General features: G+C 39.3%; 21 protein-coding genes. 1 reads left to right on the forward strand and 20 read right to left on the reverse strand.

Annotated features, from left to right (window positions below):
• Positions 1 to 60: 60 nt before the first annotated feature.
• The 20 genes from SYN6308_RS20930 to rplC form a co-directional block, all read right to left on the reverse strand.
• Entirely contained in the window at positions 61 to 615 is a 555-nt protein-coding gene (locus SYN6308_RS20930; RefSeq protein ID WP_017296424.1) for an adenylate kinase, read from the reverse strand.
• Between the two features lie 140 nt (positions 616 to 755).
• The gene (gene secY / locus SYN6308_RS20935; protein ID WP_017296425.1) at positions 756 to 2,069 is read right to left on the reverse strand and encodes a preprotein translocase subunit SecY; all 1,314 of its coding nucleotides are present in this window, start codon (positions 2,067 to 2,069) and stop codon (positions 756 to 758) included.
• A 132-nt stretch (positions 2,070 to 2,201) separates the two neighbouring features.
• Positions 2,202 to 2,675, reverse strand: a complete 474-nt coding sequence (gene rplO, locus SYN6308_RS20940) for a 50S ribosomal protein L15 (protein WP_017296426.1) — start codon at positions 2,673 to 2,675, stop codon at positions 2,202 to 2,204.
• Positions 2,676 to 2,700: 25 nt separating this feature from the next.
• The gene (rpsE, locus tag SYN6308_RS20945; RefSeq protein WP_017296427.1) at positions 2,701 to 3,255 is read right to left on the reverse strand and encodes a 30S ribosomal protein S5; all 555 of its coding nucleotides are present in this window, start codon (positions 3,253 to 3,255) and stop codon (positions 2,701 to 2,703) included.
• Between the two features lie 12 nt (positions 3,256 to 3,267).
• Positions 3,268 to 3,630 (reverse strand): 50S ribosomal protein L18, encoded by a 363-nt coding sequence (gene rplR, locus SYN6308_RS20950; protein ID WP_017296428.1) that lies wholly within the window; start codon positions 3,628 to 3,630, stop codon positions 3,268 to 3,270.
• A 2-nt stretch (positions 3,631 to 3,632) separates the two neighbouring features.
• On the reverse strand, positions 3,633 to 4,172 hold the full coding sequence (rplF, locus tag SYN6308_RS20955) for a 50S ribosomal protein L6 (RefSeq protein WP_017296429.1): 540 nt from the start codon (positions 4,170 to 4,172) through the stop codon (positions 3,633 to 3,635).
• 92 nt (positions 4,173 to 4,264) lie between these two features.
• Positions 4,265 to 4,666: a 30S ribosomal protein S8 gene (rpsH, locus tag SYN6308_RS20960; protein WP_017296430.1), complete on the reverse strand. Its 402-nt coding sequence runs from the start codon at positions 4,664 to 4,666 to the stop codon at positions 4,265 to 4,267.
• 30 nt (positions 4,667 to 4,696) lie between these two features.
• A complete protein-coding gene (gene rplE, locus SYN6308_RS20965) occupies positions 4,697 to 5,239 on the reverse strand; it encodes a 50S ribosomal protein L5 (protein ID WP_017296431.1) in 543 nt (180 codons plus the stop codon).
• A 59-nt stretch (positions 5,240 to 5,298) separates the two neighbouring features.
• On the reverse strand, positions 5,299 to 5,655 hold the full coding sequence (rplX, locus tag SYN6308_RS20970) for a 50S ribosomal protein L24 (RefSeq protein ID WP_017296432.1): 357 nt from the start codon (positions 5,653 to 5,655) through the stop codon (positions 5,299 to 5,301).
• 3 nt (positions 5,656 to 5,658) lie between these two features.
• Positions 5,659 to 6,027 (reverse strand): 50S ribosomal protein L14, encoded by a 369-nt coding sequence (rplN, locus tag SYN6308_RS20975; protein ID WP_017296433.1) that lies wholly within the window; start codon positions 6,025 to 6,027, stop codon positions 5,659 to 5,661.
• 49 nt (positions 6,028 to 6,076) lie between these two features.
• Positions 6,077 to 6,325: a 30S ribosomal protein S17 gene (rpsQ, locus tag SYN6308_RS20980; protein ID WP_017296434.1), complete on the reverse strand. Its 249-nt coding sequence runs from the start codon at positions 6,323 to 6,325 to the stop codon at positions 6,077 to 6,079.
• 14 nt (positions 6,326 to 6,339) lie between these two features.
• On the reverse strand, positions 6,340 to 6,552 hold the full coding sequence (gene rpmC / locus SYN6308_RS20985; RefSeq protein ID WP_017296435.1) for a 50S ribosomal protein L29: 213 nt from the start codon (positions 6,550 to 6,552) through the stop codon (positions 6,340 to 6,342).
• A gap of 6 nt (positions 6,553 to 6,558) precedes the next feature.
• Complete coding sequence (gene rplP, locus SYN6308_RS20990; protein ID WP_017296436.1) at positions 6,559 to 6,975, reverse strand: 50S ribosomal protein L16; 417 nt, start codon at positions 6,973 to 6,975, stop codon at positions 6,559 to 6,561.
• Between the two features lie 137 nt (positions 6,976 to 7,112).
• Positions 7,113 to 7,835, reverse strand: coding sequence for a 30S ribosomal protein S3 (gene rpsC / locus SYN6308_RS20995; RefSeq protein WP_017296437.1), 723 nt, complete (start codon positions 7,833 to 7,835; stop codon positions 7,113 to 7,115).
• A gap of 32 nt (positions 7,836 to 7,867) precedes the next feature.
• Positions 7,868 to 8,242 (reverse strand): 50S ribosomal protein L22, encoded by a 375-nt coding sequence (gene rplV, locus SYN6308_RS21000; RefSeq protein WP_017296438.1) that lies wholly within the window; start codon positions 8,240 to 8,242, stop codon positions 7,868 to 7,870.
• A gap of 91 nt (positions 8,243 to 8,333) precedes the next feature.
• Complete coding sequence (gene rpsS, locus SYN6308_RS21005) at positions 8,334 to 8,612, reverse strand: 30S ribosomal protein S19 (protein WP_017296439.1); 279 nt, start codon at positions 8,610 to 8,612, stop codon at positions 8,334 to 8,336.
• A 41-nt stretch (positions 8,613 to 8,653) separates the two neighbouring features.
• Positions 8,654 to 9,496, reverse strand: coding sequence for a 50S ribosomal protein L2 (rplB, locus tag SYN6308_RS21010; RefSeq protein WP_017296440.1), 843 nt, complete (start codon positions 9,494 to 9,496; stop codon positions 8,654 to 8,656).
• A 54-nt stretch (positions 9,497 to 9,550) separates the two neighbouring features.
• Positions 9,551 to 9,889: a 50S ribosomal protein L23 gene (locus tag SYN6308_RS21015; protein WP_017296441.1), complete on the reverse strand. Its 339-nt coding sequence runs from the start codon at positions 9,887 to 9,889 to the stop codon at positions 9,551 to 9,553.
• Positions 9,879 to 10,517, reverse strand: a complete 639-nt coding sequence (gene rplD, locus SYN6308_RS21020; protein ID WP_017296442.1) for a 50S ribosomal protein L4 — start codon at positions 10,515 to 10,517, stop codon at positions 9,879 to 9,881. The genes SYN6308_RS21015 and rplD overlap by 11 nt, the downstream gene beginning before the upstream one ends.
• 39 nt (positions 10,518 to 10,556) lie before the next feature.
• On the reverse strand, positions 10,557 to 11,240 hold the full coding sequence (gene rplC, locus SYN6308_RS21025) for a 50S ribosomal protein L3 (protein WP_017296443.1): 684 nt from the start codon (positions 11,238 to 11,240) through the stop codon (positions 10,557 to 10,559).
• A gap of 508 nt (positions 11,241 to 11,748) precedes the next feature.
• On the opposite strand from rplC, the gene SYN6308_RS23150 reads away from it, so the two are divergent.
• Positions 11,749 to 12,795 (forward strand): mechanosensitive ion channel family protein, encoded by a 1,047-nt coding sequence (locus tag SYN6308_RS23150; protein WP_017296444.1) that lies wholly within the window; start codon positions 11,749 to 11,751, stop codon positions 12,793 to 12,795.
• Positions 12,796 to 13,007 lie beyond the last annotated feature (212 nt).

The raw sequence follows: 13,007 nt of genomic DNA on the forward strand, positions 1-13,007 counted from the left end.
TTATTTATAAGATATTTTGTAATCCCTTTTGATTTTATCAAATCTATCGATAGTTAGACTTTAGGATTTTACTATGGTTTCTAATTCCTGACTGATTTGGGAAAGTTCTCGATCGCCATTAACATTTTTCAGTAATTGATGTTTTTCATAATAGTCAATTAAAGGAGCGGTTTGTTGACGATAAACTTCTAAGCGGTGGGTGATTACCTCCTCGTTATCGTCTTTTCTACCTCTAGCTAAGAGACGTTTTAATAATACATCATCGGGGACATCAAAGTTAATGACACCAGTACAAATCTGATGTAATTCCTGAAGAAGATTGGTTAAAAAATCCGCTTGAGGAACGTTGCGAGGAAATCCATCTAAAATCCATCCTTTTTGAGCGTCTTCTTGTCCTAGTCTTTCTTTGATTAGGTCTAAAATTAACTCATCGGGGACTAAATCACCGTTATCCACATAACCTTTGGCTTTGATTCCTAAAGGAGTTCCATCAGCGATCGAATTTCGGAGAATTTCCCCCGTGGAAATATGGGGGATGCCCAAGTTTTCCGCTAAAATTTGCGCTTGAGTGCCTTTTCCAGCACCCGGTGCGCCTAAAAATATAAGTTTTGTCATGTTTTATTTAATGAGCCGTGAATAGTGAATAGTGAATGTTGATTAATTGTTCTAGTCCACTTGTCCACCTGTCCACCTGTCCACCTGTCCACTTGTCCACCTGTCTCTTACCCTTACCAAAAGACTTTGTTGAACAGCAATTACTGTTTAACCATACCTTCATAACGTTGAGAGATAACATAGGTTTGTACTTGCTTCGCAGTATCGATCGCAACCCCGACTAAAATTAATAAGGATGTTGCACCAAAACCTTGAAAAGTTGTTACCCCCGTGGCACTCTCTACAAAGGTGGGAACTGTGGCTACAATAGTTAAAAAGATTGCACCTAAAAGGGTTAAACGGTTTAATACTCCTTCTAAATAGGCGATCGTCGCTTTACCGGGGCGAATACCGGGGATAGTTGTCCCCATTTTCTTTAAGTTTTGAGCTATGTCTTCAGGATTAGAAATCAAAGAAGCATAGAAATAACTAAAGAAGATAATCAGTACAGAGTAGGTAGCAACATACCAGATTGTACCAGGGCGTAAAGCTAAAGCCACTTGATTAAGAAGGGCATTAAAGGGAGTTTGTTCTGCAAAACCTGCCACAGAGGAAGGTAAAACCAACACCGCCGAAGCGAAAATGATGGGCATAACACCGCCTTGATTAAGCCTTAAAGGTAGATAACTGGTTCTTTCCCGATATAACTTTCTACCCACCTGACGACGAGCGGAAATAATGGGGATTCTCCGAGTACCTTCTTGTACAAAGACAATACCGACAATCATCACCAAGAAAACAATGATTAAAATAGCTACTTGAGCAATGGCTTGTCTGCCTCCTGTTTGGGCATAGTCGATCGTATTAGCTAAGGTTTGAGGTAAAACTGCTACGATGTTAACAAAAATTAACAAAGATGCTCCGTTACCTAAACCTCTTTCGGTGATTAACTCCGATACCCACATGACAAACATTGATCCTGCGGTAATTGCCAATACAGTTTCCACCACGAACAGGGGGCTATTATCGAGAGCATAGGGACGCAGAAGACCGACTGTAATCCCCGTACTTTGGATAATTGCCCAACCGAGGGCAACATAACGAGTGATTTGAGCAATTTTGCGCCGTCCAATTTCCCCTTCATTTTTTTGTAAGTCTTCCAAAGCAGGAACAGCAGAAGCTAATAACTGCATGATAATGGAAGCATTAATATAGGGTAAAATTCCTAACGCAAAAATACCAACGGTGGCTAAACCTCCCCCCGTAAAGATGTTTAAAAATCCTAAAAAGGGAAGATTCTGTACTGCGGCTTCAAAGGCAACTCGATCGATCCCGGGTACTGGGATATAAATGCCCAAGCGAATCAGGATTAATAATCCTAGGGTAATAAGCAAACGACTGCGAAGCCCTGCGGCTTGTGCCATTTGCATAAAAGTTTCTTGGGCGGTTGGAGTTTTTTCTTTACTAACAACCATGATCTAAATTTATTTTCTAAATGGTGAATAAAAATTGAGAATTGAAAATTGAGAATGGAGAATTAAAAATTACAAGTTATTTATTTTGGGTTCTCTATCTCACTTTTTCCATTCTTAATATCTTGACACTAATTAACCATTATTGTCTTGATCATGTTGTCGTTGACTGGAGGTGATTGTACCACCTGCCGCTTCGATTTTAGCTTGGGCAGATTTACTCCAAGCACCAGCTTTAACGTTGAGGGCAACTCCTAATTCACCGTTACCGAGAATTTTAAGAGGTCCATCGTTAGTGGTAACAATACCTACAGCCATCAAAGATTCCATAGTAACTTCGGTATTAGGCTCTAAGTTAGCTAACTTTTCAACGTTAATAATGGTATATTCTTTACGGTTAATGACGGTAAAATGTTTTAACTTGGGTACACGTCTGTAAAGGGGCATTTGTCCCCCTTCAAAACCCGGTTTTGTACCTGTACCCGATCGAGATTTTTGTCCTCTCATCCCAAAACCGCCACTAGCACCTTGTCCGGCAGAAATACCTCTACCGATACGGCGACGACGTTTTTTAGATGTAGGCTTAGGGGATAATTGATGAAGTCTCATAATGATTATGGGATAATAAGATCGCTTATGAATAAATTTGTTCTATAGGAATTTCTCTTTCCTTCGCCACTTGAGAGAAACTACGAATTTGCTGTAAAGCATTAACGGCTGCTCTGGCATTGTTTAAAGGATTATTCGAGCCTTGTTGTTTAGCTAAAATATTTTTGATTCCTGCTAATTCTAAGACGGTACGCACAGCACCCCCTGCAATTACCCCAGTACCGGGAGCGGCAGGACGCATGAATACTTTTGCACCACCTGCGGCACCGTTGCTAACGTGGGTAATAGAGTCAGCTTTGTTAAGGTTGATGGTGATGAGGTGTTTTTTCCCGTCAGATACGGCTTTACGCACTGCGTTAATAACATCTCCTGCTTTACCAACTCCTACCCCAACTTGTCCTTTTTCGTTACCAACCACTACGATGGCACGGAAACTAAGTTTTTTACCACCTTTAACAACTTTGCTAACACGGCGGATTTGGACAACTCTTTCTTGCCAAGGATTATCTTTTTTCTCCTTACGCTGTTTTCTTTGCTTACCGCCTTTGCGTTGTTGTTCTTGTTCTCGTTCTTTTGCCATGATATATTCCTCTTAGAAGTTAAGACCAGATTCACGAGCAGCATCGGCTAAAGCCTTTACTCGTCCGTGATAGAGATTGCCACCACGATCGAACACAACTTGTTCAATGCCTTTTGCTAATGCTCTTTGAGCGACTAATTTACCTACCTCAGCAGAAGCCTCACTATTAGAAGTGGTAGCTAATTTTTCTTTGAGTTCTTTATCTACTGTGGAAGCAGATACAAGGGTGTGTTGGGATACGTCATCAATAATTTGAGCGTAAATATGAAGATTAGAGCGAAAAACTGCTAACCGAGGACGCTCAGGAGTTCCTGATACTTTTTTACGGATACGCAAATGACGACGTTGTACCAGATCTTTACGATTAATGGTCATAATTATTTCTTACCTGATTTACCTACTTTACGTCTTACATATTCCCCAGCGTAACGAATACCTTTTCCTTTATAGACTTCAGGAGGACGAACCGCACGGATTTTGGCGGCAACATTTCCTACTAATTCTTTGTCTATGCCAGAAACGACAACTTCGGTATTAGTATTAACGGCAACGTTAATACCTTGGGGCATTTCCATTTCTACAGGTTTACTGTAACCCACGTTGAGAGTTAATTTTGCTCCTTGAGCTTGAGCTCGATAACCCACCCCTTGAATTTCTAATTTTTTCTCGAAACCTTGATTAACTCCGTCCACCATGTTGGACACGAGAGTACGACACAAACCATGTCTTTCTCTGGCTTTACGAGAATCATTGTCACGGGTGACGAGAAGTTCTTGTCCTTCTTGAACAATGGTAATTAAAGAAGGCAAGTCTCTGGATAAGTTACCTTTTGGACCTGTAACATTTACTGTTTGTCCATCAATTTTGATTTCTACCTTTGCAGGTATCGTTATAGGACGTTTTCCAATACGAGACATGATTTTAATTGATAATGGATAATTAATAGTGAAAAATGTAGAATGTTGAATCTCGAATCAATTTTCAATTCTCAATTCTCAATTCTCAATTCTTACCAGATATAGCAGAGGACTTCGCCACCGATGTTTTGTTTTCTGGCTTCTCGATCGGTCATAATACCGTGAGAAGTAGAGACGATCGCAACGCCGATACCGCCTAATACTCTGGGTAAATCTTTTTTCTTGCTATACACTCTTAAACCGGGAGTACTAACTCTGCGGATATTTTGAATGATGGGTTGACGGTTTCTGCCTTTATATTTAAGGGAAACCACGATATTTTTGCTGACTCCTTCTCCCGTTTCTTCATAACTGGTGATGAAACCTTCGCTCTTGAGTACTTCTGCAATACTGCGAGTCATACGAGTGCTAGGAATGTTAACGGTGGAATGACGTACTGCACAAGCGTTGCGAATACGAGTCAGCATATCTGAAATAGTGTCGTGTGCTGGCATTCTTTATTCTTTTCCTGGTGTTACCTTAATTTATTTATCACGGAAGGGCATACCCATTTCTTTGAGTAATGCGCGTCCTTCTTCGTCGGTGTTAGCGGTGGTGATAATAGAAATATCAAAGCCACGAATTTGATCAATGGTGTCATAGCTGATTTCAGGGAAAATCAATTGTTCTTTTACCCCTAAGCTGTAGTTGCCACGCCCATCAAAACTTTTGGGGCTAACGCCACGAAAATCACGAATACGGGGTAAAGCAAGACTGATCAAACGCTCTAGGAAAGCGTACATTTTGTCCGATCGTAAAGTCACCATAGCGCCCACAGGCATTCCTTGGCGAACTTTGAAACCTGCGATCGCTTTTTTAGCGCGGGTAACAACAGGTTTTTGTCCAGTAATCACAGCTAGTTCACTCAGAGATGACTCCAGTGCTTTAGCATTCTGTGATGCTTCCCCTAATCCTCTGTTGATCACAATTTTGGATACTTTAGGCACTTGGTGAATGTTAGTGTATCCAAACTGTTCTTTGAGTTTAGGAGTAATTGTTTCTTGGTAGTAAGTTTTTAGTCTTGACATAAGTAGTGTTTACTAATGGGTATGAAATATACCGTTAATTACTGAAAATTGAAGGAGAATTAATCAATAATTTCGCCAGTTTTTTTAAGTTTTCTGACTTTCTTGCCTTCTTCAGTCAAGACATAGCTAATACGACTAGCTACTTTTTCTTTTTCTGAGTAAAGCATTACTTTTGAGCTATGGATAGGAGTTTCATAGGTACTAATTTGACCGCTTTCACCCTCTTGTCTGGGTTTAACGTGTTTAGTGGTGATGTTGACACCTTTAACGATAACTTTACTATCTTTAGGAATTGCTTTAAGGATTTCTCCTACTTTTCCTTTGTCTTTCCCTGAGATAATTTGCACGGTGTCGCCTTTTTTGACGTGCATTTTATATCTAGCCGGACCTGGTTTTTTCTTGTTTGCTGATCTCATTGTTTAGAGTACCTCCGGGGCAAGAGAGATAATTTTAGTAAAGTTTCTATCCCGTAATTCACGAGCTACAGGACCAAAAACACGAGTGCCTCTGGGGTTGTTATCTTTGTTGATAATGACGGCGGCGTTATCGTCAAAACGAATACTCATGCCACTATCACGACGTAAAGATTGCTTAGTGCGTACGATTACTGCTCTTACGATGTCGGATTTTTTCACTGCCATGTTAGGAATTGCGTCTTTGACTACGGCAATGATTACGTCTCCGATACCACCATAAGTACAGTTACCTGTGGACAAAACTCGTAAGCACATAATCTTACGCGCTCCACTGTTATCGGCTACATTTAGGTAACTTTGTTGTTGAATCATTCTAGTTAATTAATTAGTTAAGGGGGAATTAAGAAAACTGTTATCGAGGCTAGATAGCTTTAGAAATAAGAATTTCTGCTAATTCCCAACGTTTGGTTTTGCTGAGAGGACGAGTTTCTCTGATTTTGACTCGATCGCCCTCTTGACATTTGTTTTCGGGATCGTGAGCCTTGTATTTTTTTGTTTTAACGACAATTTTGCCGTATTTGGGGTGAGGGGAGCGGTTTTCGATCGCAACAACGGCGGTTTTATCCATTTTGTTACTTACGACTACGCCCACTCTTTCTTTAACTGCCATAGACTGATTACTCCTTATGCTTGAGTAGCGGATCTAGCTCTTTCACCTTGTACGGTGAGTAATTGAGCGACCCAATGTTTAGTGTGTTTAAACTCATGGGGGGTTTTGAGTTGCCCCGTGGTTTGTTGTAATCTGAGTTGAAATAGCTTTTGTTTTGCAGTAATTACTGCTGCGGCTAATTCTTCATCATTTAATTTTCTTGCGTCTGCAACTTTTGGAAGTGCCATAGAGACTTAATATTCCTCCGATCGAGTGATAAATTTAGTTTTGATGGGGAGTTTTTGAGCCGCTAAACGCATAGCTTCTCTGGCGGTAGCTTCGGGGATTCCAGCGATTTCAAACATAATTCTACCCGGTTTAACCACAGCAACCCAAAATTCAGGATTACCTTTACCAGAACCCATACGGGTTTCAGCAGGACGTTGCGTAACGGGCTTATCGGGGAAAATACGAATCCAGATTTTACCACCTCTACGAACATAACGAGTGATAGCTCGTCGTGCCGCTTCAATTTGACGGGAGGTAATCCAACAGGGTTCGATCGCTTGAAGACCAAAATCTCCAAAACTGATGGTATTTCCTCTATAGGCATTACCCGTCATTCTGCCCCGATGTTGTTTACGGAATTTCGTTCTTCTTGGACTTAACATAGTTTTTTAGTTAATAGTTCAGAATTGCTCGTAAAAACGAGATTTTTTTGATAATCAAAGGTTTTTCATAATTACCTTTAACCGAACTGCTGAAAAATTGAATTGTTCATTATCAATTCTCAATTCTCAATTCTCAATTATTCAGAGCGATCTTCAAATTTTTGACGACGAGGCTTTTTGCGTCCTTGTTTCGCTTTTGTATTATTAGCTCTCAAATCTTCTTCACCGGGGATAATTTCACCTTTGAAGATCCAAACTTTGATACCTAAAATTCCGTAGATGGTACTAGCGGTTTTGTAGGAGTAGTCAATATCAGCTCGTAAGGTGTGTAAGGGAACACGACCTTCACGAATCCACTCAGTACGGGCGATTTCTGCACCGTTGAGACGACCACTAACTTGGATTTTGATTCCTAATACTTCAGCTTTTTGGGCTCTTTGAATGGCTTGTCTGACAACTCTACGGAAGGAAACCCGTCTTTCAAGTTGAGAGGTGATAAATTCAGCCATAAGGGGAGCACTAGCATCAACGTTAGCCACTTCGATAACATTAACTCGAAACTGACGTTGATTTTTTAATAGTGCCTGTAAGTCAGTGCGTAATTTTTCAATGCCTTGACCGCCTTTTCCTACTACAACACCGGGTCTAGCGGTATGGATAGAGAGGTCAATTTGATCAGCTTTTCGATCGATCTTAATTTCAGCAATACTAGCATTACCGAGATTTTTCTCGATGTACTGACGAATTTTGTGATCTTCTTGAAGAAGTTGGGGGTAAAATTTCGCATCAGCATACCAACAAGAAGAGTGTTCTTTTGTGTAGCCTAGACGAAAACCAATTGGATGTACTTTTTGTCCCATGTTATATTTTTTGTTCCTTATTCATGGTTAACTTAGACCGTGGGAGCAACTGCCACAGTGATATGACAAGTGCGTTTACGGATTTGATAAGCACGACCTTGCGCTCTGGGGCGGAAACGTTTTAAAGTGGGTCCACCATCAGCAAAGGCAGTACTGACAACTAAAGTAGAAGGATTTAAGCCTTCATTATGTTCAGCATTAGCTACAGCAGAGCGGAGAACCTTGATAATGGGTTCACAAGCACGATAGGGCATAAATTCCAGAATAATTAATGCTTCTGAATAACTACGACCCCGAATTTGATCTAAAACCCGACGCACTTTTGATGGTGACATTCTGATATAACGGGCGATCGCTTTTACTTCTTGAGAGGTATCAACCTCTGGTTTTTCCTGTGTTTTAGCCATAATTATTAGGTGTTAGGTATTAGGTATCGGAAAGGGTGTTAGGCATGGGGCTTAATTCCCCTAGTCTCCTAGTCCCCTACTTCCTAATCTATTAGCGTCTTGCCTTTTTATCACTTTTAGCGTGACCTCGGAAGGTACGAGTAGGAGCAAATTCCCCTAACTTGTGACCTACCATTTGCTCAGTGATAAAGATAGGAACGTGTTGACGACCATTATGAACGGCGATAGTATGACCGATCATGTTCGGAATGATAGTGGAAGCGCGGGACCAAGTTTTAACAACTTGTTTCTCACCTTTGATGTTTAATTTTTCAATTTTGGTGAGAAGGCTATCCGCTATAAATGGTCCTTTTTTCAGTGAACGACTCATGAATTTTCCTTATTAATGCGGTTAAAATCTCGAAGGTTGCCTTATTTGCCTTTATTGGCGTTACGGCGACGAACGATATATTTACTACTGAGTTTTTTCTTCTTACGAGTTTTCTTACCTAAAGCAGGTTGTCCCCAAGGAGAAACAGGTCCAGAACGACCGATGGGCGCACGACCTTCACCACCACCATGAGGGTGATCTACAGGGTTCATGGCGCTACCACGAACGTGAGGTCTGATACCTAAATGACGAGTCTTACCAGCTTTTCCGAGTTTGAGGTTTCTGGCTTCGATATTTCCTACCCGTCCGATAGTGGCATAACATTCTTTACGAATCATCCGTACCTCTTTAGAAGGTAGTTTCAGAGTTACATAATTGCCGTCTTTTGCCATTAATTGAGCAAAACCACCAGCGGCACGGACGATTTGACCGCCTTTTCCGAGGGTAAGTTCAATGTTGTGAATCTCAGTACCTAGGGGGATTTTTTCTAAGGGTAAAGCATTACCAATTTCGTAGGGTGCGTCAGCACTGGCGATAATGGTAGCACCAACTTGAATCCCTGCGGGGGCGAGAATATATCTTTTTTCGCCGTCTTCATACTGCACTAGGGCAATACGAGCGTTACGGTTAGGATCATATTCGATCGCAATTACTTGAGCGTTAATATCTCGTTTATCTCGTTTGAAGTCGATAATACGATAAAGTCTTTTGTGTCCGCCGCCACGATGACGACTGGTAATTACACCTCGATTATTACGTCCCTTTTTACGGTGGACATATTTTGTCAGAGACTTTTCTGGTGTACTCTTTGTGATTTCTGCGAAATCTGAGCTTACCGCTTGTCTTCTGCCCGGTGTATATGGTCTATATGTACGAACACCCATAATTTAATTAATAATTATCAGTTTCTGTGAGCAATTTCCCAAAAATTTAGGAGATTATAATTCAGGGAAAAATATACTTTGGAGAGAGTCTCCTTCGGCTAGGGTTACGATCGCCTTTTTGTATTGAGGTTTATAACCGATACTTTGACCAACACGGCGTTTTTTACGGGGTTGATTCATGGTATTGACTTTGACCACTTTTACATCAAAAAGACTTTCGATCGCCGCGCGAATTTCGGGCTTGGTTGCAGGTTTAACTACTTCAAAAACAAACTTGTTATCTTCCATCATATATGTTGCCTTTTCGGTAACGATGGGACGAATAACGAGGTCTGCTAGTTCAGCAGTACTTTTTCTGACTTTAGTTGTTTTTCCGTATCTACTATTCGCCACAATAAACCTCCTGTATTTTGGTAATAGCGTCAGAGGTAGCTACAATTTTATCAGCGTACAAAATGTCATAAATATTTAGACAATCATGTCTAAGAAGTTTGACATTGGGTAAGTTACGAACAGATAGGTAAAAATTGTCGGAGGAAAGATCGGTAGCGATCAAGAGGACTTTTTTATCGGCGGGTATTCCCCAACGATTTAAAGCCGCTACTACTTCTTTGGTTTTAGGAGTAGTTAATTGCTCGGTGAAGTTTTCGACTACGATCAAATCTTCTACACGACTCATAAAAGCGGTTCTTAAAGCCAATCTTCTTTCCTTACGGTTCATTTTGAGGTTGTAATCTTTGGGTTTTGGTCCAAAAATGACACCACCGCCACGCCATAGGGGAGAACGAATAGAACCTGCTCTAGCTCTACCTGTACCTTTCTGTCTCCAAGGTTTACGACCACCACCACGCACTTCGGCTCTGGTTTTTGTGGATGCTGTTCCTTGACGCTGATTATGTAGTTGACGAACTAAGGCACGATGGACAATGTGTTCTGCGTTTTCTACTTTAGCGATCGGCATCTCTAAAGTAGTTTCGCCACTTTGTTCTCCTTGCCAATTTTTTACTACACAATTAACCATAATTTTTTAAAATGAAATTTCGTTTATCTATGAGTTAATTTACTTTTGACCTACGATGAGGGCTGGGGTAATACTAACTAAGTTGCCTGTTTTGCCGGGGATTGCTCCTTTGATCAATAATAAGTTTCGATCGGAATCAATTTTAGCGACAACTAATTTACGGATTTTGACGTTAGTGTTTCCATAACGTCCAGCCATTCTTTTACCGGGGTAAACACGACCGGGAGTTGTACCTGCACCTGTCGAACCGGGTAAGCGATGGTTTTTAGAACCGTGAGTCATATTACCTCTTTTGAAGTTATGACGTTTTTGATAACCAGCAAAGCCTCGTCCGATGGTTTTTCCGCCTACATCCACTAATGCACCTTCTTCAAATAAGTCTGCACCGATGATTTGTCCGATTTCAAATGAACTTACATCGTCTAAACGATATTCTTTGAGATGACGTAAAGCAGGAAGTCCTTTATTTCTTAGATGTCCGTCTTCAGGACTGGTTAAGTATTTATTAACTTCTTTAGGCTCTTTAGTGTTTAAGGTACGTTTTCGATCGGGCAGTTCACTGTATCCGAGTTGAACGGCAGTATAGCCGTCTGTTTCTTTGGTTTTGATTTGAGTTACTCGACATGGACCTGCTTGAACTACTGTGACAGGAATTGCATTTCCTGTTTCGGGGTCAAAGATGGTGGTCATGCCTAGTTTTGTACCGAGTACGCCTAAGCTCACGGAATCTGTCCCTCTAAATTGCTAAACAACACGATTGGGTTCAGGGAAAGAATTTTCTTTCTGACTGAGATTTGTCTGCATTATAATTTCGGAGTTACTATTTTTAGTTAGACTTAGATACTAACTCCTTGGTTATGTTTGGTTTTTATACAGACACTTTTCAACTACTAATCTCAACTTAAAGATTAGTAATAGCCTTACAAACCTCAACAGACTTAAAATATTGACTTATAATTTTCATTATTTCAGTATCTTTGAGGGGCTAATTTTTGTAATTTTAGTCACAAACAATCATTATATACCATAAAAGGATAATAACGCAATAGGTACTTGATAATTATTTTTTATTTTTTTCTTTACGCTTTGTTTGTGGGGGATGACATTTTACGGTGTCATTAAATCAATAGGCATCTGACATATTTCAGGTAGATGCGTAAAATTTTACGTCTCTACACCCTGATGCGAGATTTTATTAAGTTTTTGTTATTGATTATTTTGGGATTTTTTTATGTGGTCATTAAATTGGAATTTAATTGTTAAATGGTTAGCACCGATTATAGTCGTGTTGATGATAACCTTGATCGGATTTTTGGTAGAAAAGAGGTTGAAAAAATTAAGGGAAAATCCTGATAATAATAATTTATTGCGAAAATATTCTTTTATTTTAGAGTCTTTTGATGGCATCATTTTTATTTGGTCAATTGTCGGCTCGATCGCGCTTATTTTACCTAGTCTTACTTTACCTTCGGCGTTATATATTTTAATTCAAAAAATCTTAATGGTTATTGGATTATTTGGGGGAACTATTTTAGCTTCTCGTTTAGCGGTGAGTAGTATTCAACTATATGGCAAAAAAAATGAGACGAGTCTTTCGATTACTTCTTTATTTGAGTATTTAACGAAGGTTTTAATTTTTAGTATCGGTTTTTTAATTATTATACAGTCGATCGGCATTCAAATTACTGCGTTAATTACGGCTTTTGGGGTGGGTAGTTTATCCATCGGTTTAGCTTTTCAAAATACTTTAAGTAATTTAATTTCGGGGATTAATATTATTGTTTCTCGTAAAATTCGCCCTGGGGATTATATTAAATTTAAGAATGGTGAGGAAGGTTATGTGATTGATGTGGAGTTAAAATATACGTTAATTAGAGATATTTATGAGAATATAATCGTTATTCCCAATCGACAAATTATTGATGCTAGTTTTAAAAATTATACGTTATCTAATTCTGCTTTTTTGTTACCGATAAAAATAGGTATTGCTTATGATAATGATTTGGCTAAAGTGGAGTTAATTACTTTAGATATTGCTAAACATATTTTAGAGGAAGTAGAAGGAGGTGTGAAAGATTTTGAGCCTTTTTTAAGGTATGAAAAATTTGATTATTATGCGATCGATCTCATAGTTTATTTGAAAATTAATGAATATTTCGATCGATTTATCATCACCCATGAATTTATTAAGGAAATTCACCAAGTTTATCAACGGGAAAATATTGTGATGGCTTTTCCGATCGTGATTAATAATGGACAATTAATGATTGATAGTTAGGTATTTTTGTGGGGTAATGATAAAACTGAGAAACATAAGAATAATTCTATAGGTAGTGTTAAAATTTAATTGTACTTAGTTAATACCACTAGGTATAGAGTTATTATAGTTGAAACTTAGAAAAAAATTATCTATTTAATCATTAACATTCGATGACAAATAGTCTGTAAATTTACAGATATTCCCCACAAAACCCCAAAGGTTTGTTAACC

The sequence above is a fragment of the Geminocystis herdmanii PCC 6308 genome (genome assembly GCF_000332235.1).
Taxonomy (GTDB): Bacteria; Cyanobacteriota; Cyanobacteriia; order Cyanobacteriales; family Cyanobacteriaceae; genus Geminocystis; species Geminocystis herdmanii.